This is a genomic window from Flavobacterium sp. LHD-80 (genome assembly GCF_030929605.1).
Taxonomy (GTDB): Bacteria; Bacteroidota; Bacteroidia; order Flavobacteriales; family Flavobacteriaceae; genus Flavobacterium.
Genome location: NZ_JAVFVS010000016.1, coordinates 1 through 21,565, shown reverse-complemented (window position 1 = coordinate 21,565; position 21,565 = coordinate 1). Strand labels below are relative to the sequence as shown.

The following is a 21,565-nucleotide window of genomic DNA, read 5'->3' as shown; positions in this document are numbered from 1 at the left end:
ATACATGGAGACATGTACGTACGGTTCGGGGGAGAGTTCAGGAAAACCTGTCATAGTGATATGATAAGGCATCAGGTGCTTATCCTACGCTACTTCCAGAATATGAGAAATTACAAAGATGAGGAAGCAAAATTAACTTCCCTTTTAATGGGAGGAACAGCGCAGATTCGCACACAATCCGCTTTTAACCTTTGTGTGGATTTTGCAAGTAAAGGTTCAGATGCTTTGATTCTTAATTAACCAATCAGGACAGGCATAACCTGCCTGTCCTTTTAAAACTTGACAGCATGATACAGATAGAAGATAAAAACGGAGAAAATGTAGAGGTTACCAATTTAATCCAAGCTATAAAGCAGGCAGATTATTTCAGAAATTTTTCCCATACCGATAAACTCTTTGAAAAGTTTGATAAGAAACGACAAGCCTATTGGCAGGATATGTATGAAAAACTTATAAAAATTAGCGATTTAGAGGTAAAAGAAACAAAAAAGTAAAGCAATGGAAACCAATTTTTTTAAAGCAGTCCTTTCCTTGCAGGTCGCAGGGAATTGGAAAATAAATATAGCCCGAGAAGATACAGATAAACTCATTGTATCGGTATTATTTTTTAACGATACTGTTGGTGATGATGCCCGTAAAAAAGTACCGCCTATTCTGCTCAAAGGTACGGCTGAGGAACTCGATAAAGGATTTTTTGATGCTATTACAGAGCCTGTACAAGATACCGCACAGCTTTTTGCCAATATGGAGCAGTTCCTTAAAGAAAAAGAGCAGGCAAAAGTGACCTCGCAGATGGAAAAAGACAACATTCTGAAGATGGGCAAAGAAAAAATCGAATTGCAGAAACAGTACGAATCTGCTATGAAAAAAGCAGAAGAACTTGAATCAGCAGGAAAGTTTAAAGAAGCATGGATGAAAGTGCCGTCTGCTGAACTTTATCCTGAGTATAAAGACATTATTCACGCCCGCAAAGCGGAGCTTTCCGATAAATTCCCAATAGACCTTTTCAATGACCCTAATACAGATGAACCATGTTAACAGCAACCACCTTAGAGCGCATATTTACTTTTAGGGATAAAGAAACAGACATTAAACTCGCTGACCCATCCCCGTCATTCAGTCCCGAAGCGGTATTGAACTTCTATACGCAGACCTATCCAATATTGACAACCGCATCTATAGAGGGACCTGTTATAAATGACGATGCCGTGCAGTACAAATTTGTATTACAAATCGGCACAAAAGGATAAGCCATGAAAAAGCAAACGATAACAGGCAGTATCAGACTGTCCAAAAACAAAAAGTTATGCAGACTATACAAACAGTTAGGCACATGGGCAGAAAACACAGACCGGCTTGCAGATGCGCAGGAAGTAAAAAACAGCCCAAACAATTCGGCTCCGCTCAAACTTTTGCCGATGGTTTTTTAAGGCATTCCTTTCTGCCGTTGTTCGAGATGGGTAAAAAAGTACCAAGCCAAAATCAGGTGGAAAAAGATTTTTTGAGTTCGCTTGCTGTTCTTTCCAGACTGTATGGTTTTAAAGTTTTGGACACCACAGGCAAATCCTATCCCTATAATATACTCTTGGCACATTCAGATGCGCAGAAACAGCTTAACGGTTTGGGTCGCGATATTGAATTGTCAATTATACAGGAAAATGATGGGAGTGTAAAATTAGCAACCAAACATAGTTATAATACTTGCAATACGCTGTACTATATTCCTGTACTGCCACTGTACAGGCTGTTACAGGACAGCAGACAAAAACCAACCGCAGAATTACTGCTGTCTGTTTTTGCTTATCTCTACCATATTGCAGGGATTCCCTATTACAGGGAAGACAGCAGTTGTCTGTATTATCATTATGAATGCATGGAAGAATGGCTCATTGATGAGTTGGAGCATGAAGAGTGCCAAGGCGGAACTAGTATGATTTCAGAATTAAACACGGCTTCTTATTATGGAGATGTGATGCACCGTAAAATGTATAATCCATATCATTTAAACGTCTTCGAAAAACGTATCGAATGTTACAAGTTCAATACTGATTTCGAAAAAGACTGTCTGAGTGTTGCAAAACTGGCATTGGCACTAATGCTCGAATATCCTTCAGGTACAATTTTTCAAAATACATCGAATCGGGAATTTGAAAGTGAGGAAGGGATTATAAGGGCAGAACAGTATATTTCTTTTATCGCAGATACCGATGGAGCACTTTATGAAAATATTGCAAGGGTAATCAATGATGAATTTAACGAGTGTTCCGAAATAGAAGAACCTACACTCCTGCAGATTTATGATACCCAAAACGAATTAACCCCTAAAGCGCTCGATTTCGAGTGTAGATTGTTTCCGCTTCTAAATGATTTATGCACCCTTTTAAATAATATGCTATGAAAGATATAACTCAAAAACTCGGAACATTATACAATCCTGTAAAAGCCTTTGTAGTCTATCAGAAAGAAACGGCTGAAAAATCCATTTATGTGGAAGCCTATGATATGGATAAAAATGGCTGTCCCATAAACGCCCATCCTTTAAGCCTTAAAGAAAGTACACAGCTTGCCAATGCCCTTGATACCTCAGACGAACTCACACGTAAATTCCTGAAACCATCAGGACTGCTTCCTAAAAATGTACTGCATTTGAATCCCGAGCAGAATGGTTCTGTAATTTGGTACACCCCTGCCCAAAAAGTCAGTTTGTTTTTTGTGGAAAGTTTAGGGATTCCAAGCGGTGAAGCATTTGTACCGCCTTTGCTGTGGAAAGCGTCTAAAAACACCCTTTACATTTATGCAATGGATACTGAAACGCAGATAAACGAACAGACTAATTTATATCATGCACCCTTTTTTAATGTATACACCGATGGCAGAGTCTGTATGGGAACGGTATCAGTTAACATAAAGTCCAACTGCCATTTGGAAGATTTTATGTCACTTTGGCAGCAGTATTTTTTCAACAGCTATTTCAGCCATCTCATTGGAAATAAAAGTCCTGTAAAAGGGAACATTATTCAGCTTTGGCAAAAACTTATGGGTAGCGTTAAACCGTTTCCGATAAAATCATTACTCAAAAATGATTTAACAATTAAAAACATACTATCATGAACACACAAAAAACAATACATTATACACACAATTACCTGATAAATCCAACCAATCCAATAACAGTAAATCTCATTGGCGCAGGAGGAACAGGAAGCAGAATGCTGACAGAACTCGCAAGAATGAACCACAGCCTTATAGCTTTAGGTCATGCAGGATTACAGGTCAATTTATTTGATGATGATGTAGTTACTCAGGCCAATCAGGGCAGACAGCTATTTGCAGATGCTGAGGTTGGACTTCCTAAAGCCGTAGCACTCATCAACCGCACCAACCGCTTTTTCGGAACGAATTGGAAAGCCGTAACAGAGCAGTTCTCAACAAAGAATCTGAAATCCCTGCCCAATCGTGGCAGGGCAAACCTCTATATAAGCTGTGTGGATACCGTATCGGCACGTTTTGATATTGCAGATTTCCTGCTGAATTGCAATATAAACAGCGATTTTGAACGTACCAAATCACTATATTGGCTTGACCTCGGCAATGCTCAAAATACAGGACAGGCGATACTTTCCACAATCAGAGAAATCCAACAGCCTGATTCCAAACTATACAGGACTGTACCGAATCTTCCAATGGTAACCAATGAATTTAAGGAATTACTGCAAACGCAGAGTGATACAAGTGAGCCAAGCTGTTCCCTTGCCGAGGCACTCGAAAAACAGGACTTATTTATAAATGCATCACTTGCCAGTATGGGAGCATCACTTTTATGGAAGCTCTTGCGTGAAGGAATGACAGCCCATAGAGGATTTTTTCTGAATCTCGGAAATTTTAAAACAGAACCAATAATGGTGTGCTGATGCCCGCCGCCCCGCAATTGAGCTTCCTTTGGTCAGGCAATTGCAGGGCGTTCTAAAACAAATACGCTCGCTTGCACGAAACTACCTCATTTTTGGCAGGCGCATTTTTAATATTAATTCACTAGAATATTATCTTTTAGCGTTAACTATTTTAAAACAGCAAAATTAAAAACGTCTATTATCTGTATTCTCTACGTGCTATATTACTTCTAACCAGTTTTACTTTGAGCAAATTTTAAACATAAAAGTGCATTAGGACTGCGTACAAAATATATTAGTCTATTTGATGATTTCTAATCATTTTTATGAAAAACGCAGAATTACCACTACAAACTGTAAATTCTGGTGATATTGATCACCACATTCCTATTTAAAGTGAGTACCTATTTTTCAGTTCAAAATAAGCATCTTCATTTTGATTAAAAACTTTTTTTTTCATCTGATAATTATAATTCAAATACAATAAAAATTCACTCTTTGTTTATTCCTCTTTTCTTTCTCATGAATTCTCCATGTAATTCGAGTCTATGAGATTTATTATAAGCCTATTTAATATTGCATCCGTTATCATTTTTTTTCCAATTATACCATACCTGCCTTGAACTGGAATTTGTGAAGTCACGAATATAAATCCATTATTATGTCTGTCTCCAATAATCCATAAAAAGACAATCTGGTTTTGACTTGGAAAAATCAGTCAAATTATGTACAAACTTAATTGATTCTAATTATTTCGAGTGTTATCTTTTTAATAAAAACCCTAACACTAAATTAAATTTGCAAACATAACTAATCCTACAAATATAAACTACACTTTAAAACTACAAATAAGAAATTAAAAATTGCAAAAAATCTTTTTTTTTAACACAAAATAAAATAAAAAAAATACTACATTAAATATTTTTTGTTAAATTTGATTACATTAAATTTCTTATCAGCCTAAAATTAAATAATTTCTGTTCCATTTTGTTTTTCAGAAATCTTACAAATCAGTAGGAAGTATTATTTAAAAAGCCCCCACAAAATAATATTTGCTTAGACTATTCATTAATATTCTAAAAGCATTTTTTATGAAAAGATTTTTACTCTTAACTCCATTTTTCTTGTTTTTTTTATTGGCTATTTCGGTATCATTTACAGCGGAAAATAGTAATTTTTACATTGATAAAAATGTAAAAGAATCTAAAAAAATTATTCTTAAACTAAAAAACAAGGCTAATCCTGAAATTTTTCAATTATTTTCTCATGGAAAATCTGGAGAATTATTCCTCCATAATCATTGGATGAAAAAAGAAGAGATAGTTTTATTTCTTAAAAATGTTTTGTCTGAAAACATAACATATATTAATATATATGCCTGTGAATTTGGAAAAGGAAAAAAGGGGACTGATGCAGTCCGTTATATTGAAAAACAATTAGGGGTTAAAATTTCGGCATCAACTAACATTACAGGAAAAGATGGAGACTGGAAATTGGAAATTGGAAACAATAAAGGTAAAATTAGTATTCCTGATTATTCTAATTCTTTACAATGCGCAGGAATTATTGGAGGAACTTCCTCAACTGATGATTTTGATGCAGACGGGATTTGTAACAATATTGATATAGACGATGATAATGATGGTATTTTGGATGCTGTCGAGAGTCCTTCATGTTTCTACACCGCTACAGAGGCTAATACACTGGTAAGGATACGATCCTCCTTAGCTAGTCCTGATGATGACCAGGCAGATGGTGATATCCAGATGCTTCATGACGGTTTAACAACGCTTACTTTTAATTATACTGCGGGTCAGACTATAAATGGAGCTTCGTTATTAATTATGGAATACCCCACTGCGGTACAGCTCTCTCAATTAAGTTTTGTAAACAATACTGCTTTTGGCACATCTGCAACAGCAAGGCTTGAAGGGTCGCAGGATGGTATTACCTGGGTTAACTTAGGGAACGGAAATGTTGATTTAAACAATGCCACCAGTCCTAAAACATTCAATAACACCAATACAGGCAAATTTAAATTTTACCGTGTGCTTGGGACAGGTGGGCCTGTAACTGTAGCCACTACAACCATAGGAGAAGTAAATTCTGTTCTGGCTACGTCCTATAATCAGAGTGCTTATCCGAAAGGAATTTGTTCAATAGATACCGATAATGATGGTAAATACAACCATCAGGATGCAGACAGCGATGGTGATGGATGTAGTGACAGTTATGAAGCCGGAGCAATCACAGCCGAGACAGCCAACAACCAGTTTGCAGCTGCTCCAGATACAAATGCTAACGGACTTAACGATACTAAAGAAAATGGTACAACAGGCACCATGAATTATTCTTCTACGTACAATCAGTATGCTATATCTAATACTTTTAATTTATGTGCTGATTTTGACAGTGATGGTGTGGGAGATTTAACAGATATAGATGATGATAATGATGGTATTTTAGATGCTGTAGAAGCACCAAGCTGTTATTATACAACATCAGAGGCTAATACGCTTGTAACAGTACGTTCCTCATTAACAAGTCTTGATGATGACCAGTCAGATGGCGACATCCAGATGCTTCATGACGCTTTAGGAACGCTTACTTTTAATTATGTAGCGGGTCAGGCTATAAATGGAGCTTCGTTATTGATTATGGAATACCCTACAGCGGTACAGCTCTCCCAATTAAGTTTTATAAATAATACTGCTTTTGGCACGGGAGCACTAGCCAGACTTGAAGGGTCACAAGATGGTCTTACCTGGATCAATTTAGGGAACGGAAATGTTGATTTAAACAATGTCATCACTCCTAAAACATTCAATAATACCAATACAGGCAAATTTAAATTTTACCGTGTGTTTGGTACAGGTGGCACTGTAACTGTAGCTGCCACGACCATAGGAGAAGTGAATTCTATCTTGGCTACGTCCTATAATCAGAGTGCTAATCCGAAGGGAATCTGTTCAAAAGATACCGATAATGATGGTAAATACAACCATCAGGATGCAGACAGTGATGGTGATGGCTGTAGTGATAGCTATGAAGCTGGAGCAATCACCGCCGAGATAGCCAACAACCAGTTTGTTGCTATTCCTGATACAAATGCTAACGGACTTAACGATACTAAAGAAAATGGCACAACAGGCACCATAAATTATTCTTCTTCTTACAATCAGTATGCACTATCTAGCAATATTAATTCATGTGCTGATTTTGATAATGATGGTGTGGGAGATATAGCAGATATAGATGATGATAATGATGGCGTATTGGATACAGATGAAGGATGTGTAACATCTATGGCAACTTCGGTAGATGATTTTAATGGTACTTTTGGTATATTAGGTTCTGGTAGCCGAGATGTAAATAATCCACCAGGGGCGCCGTATAGTTATGCAACAATTAATACTGTAGAAGGACAATATGCTGTTATTTCTAATATTTCAGGTGCTAGCTGGCACAGTAATATGAGTGGGGTATTGGGACATTCTACTGGAGCTACAAATGATGCGTTTTTAGCTGTTAATGGAGCTGCCACTCAAGCAGCGGCTTATAATGTGACCTTTACAACCACTAGCGAATGGGGCTATAATATTGGATTTTGGTTGCAAAATGTAGTTAACGTCGCATCTAATCCAGCAGAGTATGGGATTAGACTCAAAGACCAAAGTACTAATGTTGTATTATTTGATAAATCTTCGGGATCAATACCATCGGCTAACAGGGTTTGGGTATTAACAGATGGGTTACTTATACTACCTGCAGGAACTTATGAATTAGAAATATACAATGTTACTGTTGGAGCAGCAGGAAATGATGTAGCAATTGATGATATATTCGTTCGTCCAATTCCTGCTTATTGTTCACTTGACACAGACGGTGATGGTGTATCGAATCATCTGGATCTTGACAGTGATGGAGATGGATGTAGTGACAGTTATGAAGCAGGTGCTATAGCATCGGAAACAGCAAACAATCAGTTTGCTGCTACACCAGACGCGAATAATAATGGTCTTAATGATAGCAAAGAAACAGGAAGTACTGGGACTATAAATTACCTTTCTACCTACAATCAGTTAGCAGTTTATAATGCCCTTAAACTTTGTACTGACTCAGACAATGATGGTAAGAGTGATTTTTCAGATATAGATGACGACAATGATGGGGTACTGGATGCTACAGAGAGTCCTTCCTGTTTCTATACAGAGGCAGAAGCCAATACTTTAATGAAAGTTAGGTCTTCGTTAACCAGTCCTGATGATAGCCAAATTGATGGGGATATTCAGATATTGCACGATGCCTCTGCAACACTTACTTTTAATTATGATGCTGGGCAGGCAATAAATGGCGCTTCGTTATTGATTATGGAATACTCCACAGCAGTACAGCTCTCCCAATTAAGTTTTGTAAATAATACTACTTTTGGCGCATCTGCAACAGCCAGGCTTGAAGGATCTCAGGATGGCCTTACCTGGACAAACCTAGGCAACGGAGATGTTGCCTTAAGCAATACCACCAGCCCTAAAACATTCAATAACACCAATACAGGCAAATTTAAATATTACCGTGTGCTTGGCACAGCTGGCCCTGTAACTGTAGTAGCTACAACCATAGGAGAGGTAAATTCTGTCCTGGCTACGTCCTATAATCCAAGTGCCAATCCGAAGGGAACCTGTTCAACAGATACCGATAGTGACGGTAAATACAACCATCAGGATCTTGATAGCGATGGAGATGGCTGTAGCGATAGCTATGAAGCCGGAGCGATCACAGCCGAGACAGCCAACAACCAGTTTGCCGCTACTCCTGACACAAATGCTAACGGACTTAACGACACTAAAGAAAATGGTACAACAGGTACCATAAATTATTCTTCTACTTACAATCAGTATGCAACATCTAATGCTCTTAATTTATGTGCTGATTTTGATAGTGATGGCGTGGGAGATTTAGTAGATATAGATGATGATAATGATGGCGTATTGGATACAGATGAAGGATGTGTAACATCTATGCTAGCTTCAACAGATGATTTTAATGGCACTTTTGGCATATTAGGTTCTGGTAGCCGAGATGTAAATAATCCACCAGGAGCGCCGTATAATTATGCAACAACTAATACTTTAGCAGCACAATATGCTGTTATTTCTAATATTTCAGGTGCTAGCTGGCACAGTAATATGAGTGGGGTATTGGGACATTCTACTGGAGCTACAAATGATGCGTTTTTAGGTATCAATGGAGCTGCCACTCAAGCAACAGTTTATAATACGACTTTTACAACCACTAGCGAATGGGTCTATAATATTGGATTCTGGTTGCAAAATGTAGTTAACGTCGCATCTAATCCAGCAGAGTATGGGATTAGACTCAAAGACCAAAGTACTAATGCTATATTATTTGATAAACCTTCAGGATCAATACCATCGGCTAACAGGGTTTGGGTATTAACAGATGGGTTACTTATACTACCTGCAGGAACTTATGAATTAGAAATATACAATGTTTCTGTAGCAGGAAATAATGTAGCAATTGATGATATATTCGTTCGTCCAGTTTCTGCTTATTGTTCACTTGACACAGACGGTGATGGTGTATCGAATCATCTGGATCTTGACAGTGATGGAGATGGCTGTAGTGACAGTTATGAAGCAGGTGCTATAGCATCGGAAACAGCAAACAATCAGTTTGCTGCTACACCAGACGCGAATAATAATGGTCTTAATGATAGCAAAGAAACAGGAAGTACTGGGACTATAAATTACCTTTCTACCTACAATCAGTTTGCGGTTTATAATGCGCTTAAACTTTGTACTGACTCAGATAATGATGGCAAAAGTGACTTTTCAGATATAGATGACGACAATGATGGAGTACTGGATGCTACAGAGAGTCCTTCCTGTTTCTATACAGAGGCAGAAGCCAATACTTTAATGAAAGTTAGGTCTTCGTTAACCAGTCCTGATGATAGCCAAATTGATGGGGATATTCAGATATTGCACGATGCCTCTGCAACACTTACTTTTAATTATGATGCTGGGCAGGCAATAAATGGCGCTTCGTTATTGATTATGGAATACCCCACTGCAGTACAGCTCTCCCAATTAAGTTTTGTAAACAATACTACTTTTGGCGCATCTGCAACAGCAAGGCTTGAAGGGTCTCAGGATGGCCTTACCTGGATAAACCTAGGCAACGGAGATGTTGCCTTAAGTAATACCACCAGCCCTAAAACATTCAATAACACCAATACAGGCAAATTTAAATATTACCGTGTGCTTGGCACAGCTGGTCCTGTAACTGTAGTAGCTACAACCATAGGAGAGGTAAATTCTGTCCTGGCTACGTCCTATAATCCGAGTGCCAATCCGAAGGGAATTTGTTTAACAGATACCGATAATGATGGTAAATACAACCATCAGGATGCAGACAGCGATGGAGATGGCTGTAGCGATAGCTATGAAGCCGGAGCGATCACAGCCGAGACAGCCAACAACCAGTTTGCCGCTGCGCCAGATACAAATGCTAACGGACTTAACGATACTAAAGAAAATGGTACAACAGGCACCATTAATTATTCTTCTACTTACAATCAGTATGCAACATCTAATGCTCTTAATTTATGTGCTGATTTTGATAATGATGGTGTGGGAGATTTAGTAGATATAGATGATGATAATGATGGTGTATTGGACGCATTAGAACTTTTAGAACTTAACTGTTCTGGAGGTTGTAGTATCCCAACTGTAAACGATACTTTAGGTCAATTTTATTTTTGGGATAATGATAATGGAGCCAATTGTGGTTTTTGCTTGGCTAATACCTACATTCCTAATTGGGGAGAACAATATTTTAATTACATTCAAAATGCTCCAACAATTTCAGGAATGTCAACACCATATACAGGTCCATTGACAGGTTCTGCATCTTCATTAAGTCAGGCAGTAACTGAAAATGATTATATTCAATGGGAGATTGCTACGTCATGTAATGCTGTAATATTTGATTATGTTGGGTTTTATGCAATACCAAGTGCACCTCAGATACGTGTAGAGATTTCTACAAGTCCAACATTTACAAACAGTACTCTATTATATACAGGAGGGATAACTGCTTCATGGTCAAACGAAGTTCAATTAACTACTGATTATTTAATGCTCCCAAATACAACATATTATATTAGAGAGTATTGGGCTGGTATGAATGGTGCGGGAGATCCTGCTCCTTCTTTAGGTTTCAGATGCCCTACCTCTCAGGAATTAAGTAATACAATTGTTGATATAGACACAGACAATGATGGAGTATCAAATCGTTTCGATTTAGACAGCGATGGCGATGGCTGTAGCGATAGTTATGAAGCCGGAGCAATCACAGCCGAGACAGCCAACAACCAGTTTGCTGCTGCTCCAGATACAAATGCTAACGGACTTAACGACACTAAAGAAAATGGTACAACAAGCACCATAAATTATTCTTCTACTTACAATCAGTATGCAATATTTAGCGCACTTAATTTATGTACTGATTTTGATAATGATGGTGTGGGAGATTTAACAGACATCGATGATGATAATGATGGTGTTTTAGACGCTGTAGAATCACCAAACTGTTATTATACAGCTACAGAAGCAAATACACTGGTAACAGTAACCTCTTCATTAACAAGCCCTGATGATGACCAGTCAGATGGCGACATCCAGATGCTTCATGACGCTTTAACAACGCTTACCTTTAATTATACTGCGGGGCAGACTATAAATGGAGCTTCGTTATTGATTATGGAATACCCCACAGCGGTACAGATCTCCCAATTAAGTTTTGTAAACAATACCACTTTTGGCGCATCTTCAACTGCAAGGCTTGAAGGGTCACAAGATGGCCTTGTTTGGACAAATCTAAGTAACGGAGATGTTGCTTTAAGTAATACCACTGATCCAAAAGTATTCAATAATACCAATACAGGAAAGTACAAATTTTATCGTGTGCTTGGTACAGCAGGCTCTGCAACAGTAGCCACTACAACCATAGGAGAAGTGAACTCTGTCCTAGCTACGTCCTATAATCCGAGTGCTAATCCGAAAGGAATTTGTTTAACAGATACCGATAATGATGGTAAATACAACCATCAGGATGCAGACAGCGATGGAGATGGCTGTAGCGATAGCTATGAAGCCGGAGCGATTACAGCTGAGACAGCCAACAACCAGTTTGCCGCTGCGCCAGATACAAATGCTAACGGACTTAACGATACTAAAGAAAATGGTACAACAGGCACCATAAATTATTCTTCTACTTACAATCAGTATGCAATATTTAGCGCACTTAATTTATGTACTGATTTTGACAGTGATGGTGTAGGCGATTTAACAGATATCGATGATGATAATGATGGTGTTTTGGATGCTGTCGAGAGTCCTTCATGTTTTTACACCGCTGCAGAGGCTAATACACTAGTAACAGTACGCTCCTCATTAACAAGCCCTGATGATGACCAGTCAGATGGTGATATCCAGATACTTCATGACTCTTTGGCAACGCTTACCTTTAGTTACACTGCAGGACAGGCTATTAGTGGAGCTTCTTTATTGATTATGGAATACCCCACAGCGGTACAGCTCTCTCAAATAAGTTTTACAAACAATACTACTTTTGGTACATCTGCAACAGCCAGGATTGAAGGGTCACAGGATGGACTTACTTGGACAAATCTAGGCAACGGAGATGTTGCCTTAAGCAATACCACCAGTCCTAAAACATTCAATAATACCAATACAGGGAAATACAAATTTTATCGTGTGCTTGGCACAGCTGGCTCTGCAACTGTAGCCACCACGACCATAGGAGAGGTGAATTCTGTCCTGGCTACGTCCTATAATCCGAGTGCTAATCCGAAGGGAATTTGTTCAACAGATACCGATAATGATGGTGAATACAACCATCAGGATGCAGATAGCGATGGAGATGGCTGTAGTGACAGTTATGAAGCTGGAGCAATCACAGCCGAAACAGCCAACAACCAGTTTGCTGCTGCTCCAGATACAAATGCTAACGGACTTAACGACACTAAAGAAAATGGTACCACAGGCACCATAAATTATTCTTCTACTTACAATCAGTATGCAACATCTAATGCTCTTAATTTATGTGCTGATTCTGACAGTGATGGCGTGGGAGATTTAACAGATATAGATGATGATAATGATGGGATATTAGACATTACTGAGCAAATAGAAATGCCTTGTTCAACTGAAATTTGTACATCATGGATTGCTCCGCCTTTTTCAACAGCTTCTTCGACTGGAACAGTAATTGTAGATAATCAAGAGGTTACCTATACAGTTACAAAATCAGGAACTGCTCTTGTTTCACAGGGTAGTGGAGGTACAGGCAGTCTTCAATGTGGATTAGGCACAGTAAGTGGATTACCCGATTGGCAACGTGCACAAGGAGGGGAGTCTGTGACTTTTACCTTTAGTAAACCTGTTACCAATTTTGAATTTATATTAAGTGCTATTGAGAGCGCTCCACCATCACTTATTGAACAGGTACGTATTGATACCAATAACACAACGGGCCAGCAATTAGTATGTGAATCTTGCAATAAAAGTGAAATTATAACATCAAGTACCACACAGACTTTAGTAAACGGAAATGGAACAGCTCCAGAGATTTATAAAGTGTCAGGAACTACATACACCTCTGTGACTGTAACAGTAACAAGTGTTGGGGGTAGTTTTTTTCTAACCTATGGTTTATGTGCATTGCAAACCTATTATGAACCATCATATGAAGATATTGATACGGATTCTGATGGTATTGCGAATCGTATAGATTTAGACAGTGATGGTGATGGTTGTCCTGATGCAAAAGAATCTGGAGTTACAGGCACACTGTTAAACGGTAATGTTGTAAATACTTCAGGTGCGGTAAACTCTCCAAATGCGATTGCACAAGGTCCTTATGGGCTCAATGGTTTAGCCAATCCTTTAGAGAATAATGATACTTCATCAGCTGGAACGTCTTATCCATCAACCTATAGTTTATATGCATCGAGCAGTAGTTTGAATACTTGTTTGGATTTAGATGTAGATAGTATTCCAGATACGACAGATATAGATGATGATAATGATGGTATTGTAGATAGTATTGAAAGTCCTTCTTGTTTTTATTCTCCAAGCGAGTTTAAGAGCTTAACCAATATCACATCTGATCTTTCGTTCGATTCCACAACTCAGCCTCTTTCATTTGCTTTTGACGGAGATACTGCTACATGGGGTACCATCACAGCAGGATATGTATCAACTAGAGATTTGATAGAATTCAATTTGCCAGAATCAAATTCATTACCAATTGCAACAGTAACGGTTCAAATAGGTATAAACAATTCTTTTCCAGGAAGTAGTATGCAATTGCAAGGTTGGAACGGAACAGCGTGGGAAGCAATGTCTGCTGCACAAGCGATGACAACAGCTAATATGACTTATACTTTTACAAATACACTGCAAACTGCAAAACCGTATAATAAGTTCAGAATACATGGATTAGCAGGAACAGTGACTGGAGGCACAAGGCTTCATGAAGTAAACTATACATTTGGCGCACCTTTTGTTAGTAATGCCCTGCCTAAATCAGTTTGTAACAGTGATTTAGATGGTGATAGTATTTCAAATTACAAGGATTTAGACAGTGATGGTGACGGTTGTCCGGATGCAAAAGAATCAGGAATAATAGGCACATTGCTAAGCGGTAGTTTAGTAAACACATCAGGCACGGTAACTGCTCCAAATGCCATAGCGGAAGGGCCGTATGGAACCAATGGTTTAGCCAATGCTTTAGAAAACAATGACACTTCTTCGGCTACAACATCTTATACGTCAACCTATAATTTATATGCACTGGGTGCCACTTTAAATAACTGTTCCGACAGTGATAATGACGGAATATTAGATTTAGCAGACATTGATGATGATAATGATGGAGTTGTTGACGCTACAGAAAGTCCTGATTGTTACTATACAGCTGTAGAAGCTAATAAAATAATAGCAGTAACGTCACAATTTACTTCTCCAGATGCTTTTACATTACTTACAGATGGTGATTCAACAACAAAAACATTTAATTTTGATGCGTTTACTGTTGGGCAAAATCTCCCAGGAAGTACCATTTTTGCATTAGAATATCCAACTAATATAAAATTATCATCAATTACATTAACAGATGATATTAGTACAACAGTTGGTGCAGCTGCTATTGTCAAAGGATCTAACGACAATGTAAATTGGACGTCACTATCATCTTCAACCTTGATAACCAATACGGCTGGAACAACTTTTGCCTTAACAGCTCCTGCAAATACAATAGGATATAAATATTATAAAATTGAAACTTCAGCTCCTGCAGGAGGAGCAGCGTTAGCTATTGCAAATACTATTGGTGAAATAACATCAGTCGTGGCAACAGATTATATTTCAAGTGCACATCCCAAAACAAGTTGCACTTTTGTTGACACAGATAGTGATGGAACTATAAATATTTTAGACACAGACAGTGATGGAGATGGTTGTAGCGATGCATACGAATCAGGTGCAACCACGGATATAAGTACAAATTATCAGTTTCCTAGTAATTTAACTTTAGATACAAATCAAGACGGATTGGTTAATATTGTTGATAACGGAGCTAATAACGGTACTGCAAACGATGGTAAAACAGATTATGTAAGTACATATCAGTATGCGCAATCAAGCACTTTAACGATGTGTCAAGATTTAGATGGAGATACTGTTCCTGATTTAGTCGATTTAGATGATGACAATGATGGTATTCTAGATCTTACCGAATCGACTTGTGCAGATCCTTATATGACATTCCCAATAGCCAATGCATTAAATAATACCACAGGAAATGTTGCAACAGGAATAGGGCAATATACAACTACTGCCTCAGGAAATGTATTTGATTTGTCAGGTAACACAATGGGGGCATCTACACAATATGGATATTCTTCACCAAATACAACTTTTGCAGTTCTAAGAGCCAATACAACAGCGAGTCCTACTGCACCTGCGATTGCAACCTTTACATTAACCCAACCTGTTCAAAATTTTAAATTTAAAATATTTAATTTAGGTTCTATTGCCAGTCCAGCAACTAATGAAAATATACGAGTAAAAGCTTATAATGGTTCTACTCTCATAAAGTCAACAAATCTAGTTGGCTCAAATATTCTATACAATGTGGCTACTGAGTATTACTATTCGACAGCCACTACATCTCAAGACGATACAAATGATGCTGTCACTTTTAGTTATGATTTACCTGTAGATAAAATAGTTGTAGAATATCATGCTGATGGTAGATCAACGTCAACAACGACTAATGGAATAGGTATATTAATTTTATCAGGATGTAACAAATTAGACAGCGATCTAGATGGCATTACAAACGATTTAGACCTTGATAGTGATGGAGATGGTTGTGCAGATGCTATTGAAGGAGATGGACCATTTGGACTTAATTCCATTACATCTTCAAGTATTGATGGTGGAAACACAGGAGTTAATTATATAGGAATATCAACTTTACCAATTTCAGATAACTTAGGAAATAATGTTAGCGCAAATGGGGTTCCATTAATTGCTGGAACAGGGCAAGGGGCAGGTAATTCTCAAATTTCAGGTCCTGATTTAGATCAAAACGGTATAGGTGATGAATGTCAAGATCCCGATGGGGATAATATAAATTATTTAGATGATTTAGATGATGATAATGACGGAATTTTAGATATTGATGAAGCGGTGTGTGCTAATCCGGGAGTTCAATTCATCAACAATGGAAAAACAACATTTTGGACATTTGACAATACTACAAATAGCGTCAATTCAGGTTCGGGAACCTATAATGCAACAGATTCTAATGGTCCTACTTATTCATCAGGTTCTCTTCAAGGGGATGCCGCCAATTTTAATGGTTCTTCAAATTTTGTGCGTTACAATAATGGTGCTGGATTTATGGAAAGTGCTTTGTCCAAAACCAGTATTGCAATGTGGATCAAACCTGCCAATTTCTCTAATATCGGAATATTATATGAAGAAGGAAACTCAACCAATGGTTTGGTGCTTTATATGGATAACGGAAAATTAAAATATACAGTCACTTCAGGGGGTGTTTCTCAAACTGTAACTCATCCGGCAACTTTTTACAATAATTGGTATCATGTAGCAGCCACTTTTGATGGAGGACAAATGAATCTTTATGTAGATGGTCAAGCTTTGAGTCCTCCTGTAACAACTTCTTTTACAAGTATTGGAGCCCATACAGATGGCAGTGGTTTTGGAGGAGTGATTGGGGCATCAAATGCTGCTGGTGTTACTGGGTTTTATAATGGTTTAATGGATGCCGTTTCCTACTCTAACACTATTGCCTGGACAAAACAATACATTAGTTTTGAAAGTCTTAAAGTATGCGACAATGATGGAGATGGATTGTACAATCAGATCGATTTAGATGCAGATGGAGATAATTGTCCTGATGTAATTGAAGGAGGCGGAGGTTTTAAAAATTCTGACCTAGTGATGTCAACCATGAGTGGAGGATCTACAAATATTCAAGTCAATCTAGGGACAACAAGTGATGCAAATGGGGTGCCAACTATTGCCAATGGTGGTCAGGATGCCGGTTATGCTTTAATAATTGGACCTGATGCGGATAATAATGGAATTGGGGATTCTTGTGAGGATTTTGATGGAGATGGAATTGCTGATTTAGATGATTTGGATGACGACAATGACGGAATTACTGATACCACAGAAGGATATCCATATGATCCAAATTGTCTTTCATTAGTATATCAATTTGTTGGAGATAGTGGACAATTACGCTCTTATAATTTTAACACAGGTGTAGCCAATAATATAGGGCAACCTGTTGGATTTCCAATAGAGGCAATTGGTTTTGTTTCTCTAGATTCTCATATATGGGGAGTAAATGGTACAACAGGAGCTGTTGTAAGAGTTAATAAATTAACTGCTGCACTAGAGAGTTTTACTATTCCAAATTTGCCAACAAATATTGAATTTACTACAGGAGATGATATAAATGGCTACTTGATGTTCTATAATGCTGCAGGCTCATCTTATTACACAGTAGATATAAACCCATCTAGAAGTACTTACTTGCAATTAGTAGATCCAACAGCCGGTTATGCGCTGGAAACTTCTAATTTTGGAACGCCAATAAGCACTCCAGTTAATGCGTCAGATTGGGCATACAGTACAACGAATGGCTTATTTTATTATGTGATAGATGGAGGAGCGCCAAATGCTTATCAAATTGGAACATTTAACCCTATAACAGGTCAAACATTATTAACGGGTGTTACTGCAAATGGTTTCACATCAGAGACATTTGGTTCGCAGTATATGGATAGAGAGGGTAATTTTTATGTATATGGAGATACTAGTGGTAAATATTATAAAGTTGATTTAACCTCAGGAAATATTCTTCAAGTCGGAAGTGTAACACCAATTGCGGGAGGTAGTGATGGAGCTTCTTGCTCTGATGCAGTTTTAAAAGCATTTAACTTGGATATTGATAATGATGGTATCGTAAACTGGAAAGATTTAGACAGTGATGGAGACAATTGTGCAGATGCAATAGAAGGAGATGGTGGTTTTACAACAGCAAATTTAGTAACATCAACATTGCCAGGAGGATCTACAAATGTTCAAACTAATTTAGGAAATACAGTAGATGTAAATGGTATTCCTACCATTGCCAATAGCGGACAACAAATTGGCACAAGTAACGATTTTACACTGTTGTCTTCAGAGTGTCAAATTCCTTGTAAAACTATATCGGGTGTAGTTGAAGATTTAAATGGAAATCCATTACAAAACATAGAAGTTGAGATATATGCAGATGGTAATGGTGATGGACTGATTAATGCTACTCAAGATTTATTACTTTCAACAGTTACAACTGATGCGTTAGGTTTTTATAGTCATACCAGACAAAATTATGTAATCATATCTGATGGTTTTGAAGGAGCTGTTTTCTCTGGGACAAATAACTTTTCTGGAAATTATAATGGTTGGATTGAAAACAGTTGGATTCAAAGTAATACTGCCGATTCAGGAATTATAACAACCCCAGCATCTGATGATAACTTAGCAGTACAACATGTCTTTTTAGAGAATAATAGTACTTTGACTAGAGCGATGGATTTAAGCTATGCAACGATTGCAAATCTTACATTTGATTTTGATACAAGTGACGCATTAGACACTGGTGATCAATTTTTTGCGGAGGTGTCAACAGACGGTGGAGCCACATTTTCATCAGTATATACATACACAGATGATGGTATGGATAATCATCCGAAAAGAAGCGAAACTATTAATTTAAGTTCTTTTGTCGGATTTCCAAGTACGACGATTAGGTTTAGAACTACAGCAAGCGAAGGAGAGTTTGTTTGGCTTGATAATGTTAGGGTACATACCAATTTTCCAAATGTTATTGTAACCCCTGTAAAAAAAGACCCATACATATCAGCAGGGCCAGATAATGAAGTTTTGGTTATAATAAATGATACTTGTACCAATGTAGATTTTGTGATGCAAACAATTTGTGATACTTATCCCGTTGATACCGATGGAGATTCTATTTGTGATGCAAATGATTTGGATGATGATAATGATGGTATTTTAGATAGAAATGAAGCTGAGTGTACTGCTCCTACTGCTGAGTTTATCAATGTAAATAAAGAGGCGTTTTGGCGTTTTAATAATGATACAAACGATTCTTCGACAAATTCATACAATCAAGTAAGTGCTGATTCACCAACCTATTCAACAATTGATGCGGTTGAAGGAGGAGTATCGGCATCTTTCGACGGTATTTCAAATTATGTTCAGTATAATGCTGATGGATTTATGAATAAAGGTTTTTCTTCGATGAGTATTGCAATGTGGATTAAACCAGACGTAATTACAGGTAATAGAATATTATATGAAGAAGGCGATAATACAAATGGAGCCATATTGTACTTAAATAACGGATTGCTTAATTATACCGTTACCGAAGGAGGTGTTTCAACTACAATAACTTCGCAAACTACACTAGGTGTACAAGAGTGGAAACATGTTGGAGCATCTTTTGACAAAGGAGAGTTAAATGTTTATATAAATGGAATTAAAGACAATTCAGCGGTTATAGCAGGATACAATCAAATATCAACTCATACTGATGATGGTGCCATTGGAGGAGGTCTTGGAAATAACGCAGCAGGAGTTACTGGATTTTATTCGGGATTAATAGATGCAGTATCTTACAGTAATAAAGTAGCATGGACAGATGATTATTTTAATTTTGAAGGTACTCCTTTATGTGATACAGATGGAGACGGACTTTATAATCATTTAGATCTTGATAGTGATGGAGATAATTGTTCAGATGCAGTTGAAGGAGCGGGAAGTTTTTTACCTGCTGATTTAATTAGTTCTACTATTTCTGGAGGTTCTACAAACATTAATTCAAATTTAGGAAATAATGTAGATGCAAACGGGATACCTAATACCGCTTTAGGAGGTCAAGAAGTAGGGACAGCTCTTCTGTTAGGACCGGATATAGATTTAGATGGAATAGCCGATACTTGTGATTGCTATGATAATACATTAGCCGATAATGATGGAGATGGAGTGCCAAATGTAAATGATGTTGATAGTGATAATGATGGTATTGCTAATGCTGTTGAAGGAAGTAGTACTATAGATACAGATGGTGATAATATACCTAATTATCTAGATTTGGATAGTGATAATGATGGAATACCTGATGCTGTTGAGGTTGTGGGAGATACAGCAGTAGCTAGCACTCTTATCAATTGTCATTATGACGATGGAAATATAATTGTAAATAACTGCGAAACTGGGGAGTCTGTTATTGGGTTTATTACACCTATTGATACAGATGGAGATAGTTTGCCAGATTATTTAGATCTTGATTCTGATGGAGATTCTTGTAATGATGCTGTTGAAGCAGGATTTGATACCACGACAGGAGGCGTCAATGTAGATTTGGTAAATTACGATAATTCTATAAGTGTAACTACTAACGGATTAACCAATACTGTTAATTGTGGAATACCTGTAAATGACAATTGGAAAATAACATCGGTAAATTGTAAAAGTATTGAATTAACCAAAACAGCCACTTTCAATGATGGCAACAGCAACGGTTTTGCCGATGCTGGAGAAACCATAACGTATAGTTTTCAAGTAACCAATACCGGTACTGTGACCCTGTCCAATGTGTCGATCACTGACCCATTGGTTACAGTAAGCGGCACCATTGCAAGCCTTGCCCCTGCAGCTGTGGATACTGTAACTTTCAGCGCTACCTACACCATCACTCAGGCAGATGTTGATGCAGGAAATGTGACCAATCTGGCAACCGCCACAGGAACAGACCCATCAGGAGGCACAGTAAGCGATACCTCCGATGATCCGGCAACGGTGACTCCGGATGACTCCACTGTGGTTACATTCACAGCAAACGGCACGATTGCCCTGACCAAAACAGCCACCTTCAATGATGTTAATACTAATGGAATAGCAGAGGCTGGGGAGACCATCACGTATAGTTTTCAAGTAACCAATACCGGTACTGTG

The 21,565-nt window shown here is 37.8% G+C and carries 7 protein-coding genes and 1 pseudogene; all 8 read left to right on the top strand.

The genetic code is table 11. From position 1 onward, the window contains the following. Positions 1 to 240, top strand: a pseudogene (locus RB619_RS20995) (hypothetical protein); the annotation flags it as partial. A 47-nt stretch (positions 241 to 287) separates the two neighbouring features. Further along, positions 288 to 494 carry a hypothetical protein gene (locus RB619_RS20990; RefSeq protein WP_308101066.1) on the top strand — a complete coding sequence of 69 codons (207 nt, stop codon included), beginning with the start codon at positions 288 to 290 and terminating at the stop codon, positions 492 to 494. Between the two features lie 4 nt (positions 495 to 498). Next, the gene (locus RB619_RS20985) at positions 499 to 1,038 is read left to right on the top strand and encodes a prtrc system protein e (RefSeq protein ID WP_308101065.1); all 540 of its coding nucleotides are present in this window, start codon (positions 499 to 501) and stop codon (positions 1,036 to 1,038) included. Continuing rightward, entirely contained in the window at positions 1,032 to 1,250 is a 219-nt protein-coding gene (locus tag RB619_RS20980; protein ID WP_308101064.1) for a PRTRC system protein C, read from the top strand. The genes RB619_RS20985 and RB619_RS20980 overlap by 7 nt, the downstream gene beginning before the upstream one ends. 56 nt (positions 1,251 to 1,306) lie before the next feature. Beyond that, entirely contained in the window at positions 1,307 to 2,398 is a 1,092-nt protein-coding gene (locus RB619_RS20975) for a hypothetical protein (protein ID WP_308101062.1), read from the top strand. Beyond that, on the top strand, positions 2,395 to 3,111 hold the full coding sequence (locus tag RB619_RS20970; protein WP_308101061.1) for a PRTRC system protein B: 717 nt from the start codon (positions 2,395 to 2,397) through the stop codon (positions 3,109 to 3,111). The genes RB619_RS20975 and RB619_RS20970 overlap by 4 nt, the downstream gene beginning before the upstream one ends. Then, complete coding sequence (locus tag RB619_RS20965; RefSeq protein ID WP_308101060.1) at positions 3,108 to 3,911, top strand: PRTRC system ThiF family protein; 804 nt, start codon at positions 3,108 to 3,110, stop codon at positions 3,909 to 3,911. The genes RB619_RS20970 and RB619_RS20965 overlap by 4 nt, the downstream gene beginning before the upstream one ends. A gap of 1,070 nt (positions 3,912 to 4,981) precedes the next feature. Beyond that, positions 4,982 to 21,565: LamG-like jellyroll fold domain-containing protein (locus RB619_RS20960; protein WP_308101059.1), on the top strand; the 16,584-nt coding region annotated here is incomplete at its 3' end.

Coding starts and splice junctions, on each gene's coding strand:
- RB619_RS20990 (WP_308101066.1), top strand. CDS start 288: ATGATACAGATAGAAGATAAAAACGGAGAAAATGTAGAGGTTACCAAT.
- RB619_RS20985 (WP_308101065.1), top strand. CDS start 499: ATGGAAACCAATTTTTTTAAAGCAGTCCTTTCCTTGCAGGTCGCAGGG.
- RB619_RS20980 (WP_308101064.1), top strand. CDS start 1,032: ATGTTAACAGCAACCACCTTAGAGCGCATATTTACTTTTAGGGATAAA.
- RB619_RS20975 (WP_308101062.1), top strand. CDS start 1,307: ATGCAGACTATACAAACAGTTAGGCACATGGGCAGAAAACACAGACCG.
- RB619_RS20970 (WP_308101061.1), top strand. CDS start 2,395: ATGAAAGATATAACTCAAAAACTCGGAACATTATACAATCCTGTAAAA.
- RB619_RS20965 (WP_308101060.1), top strand. CDS start 3,108: ATGAACACACAAAAAACAATACATTATACACACAATTACCTGATAAAT.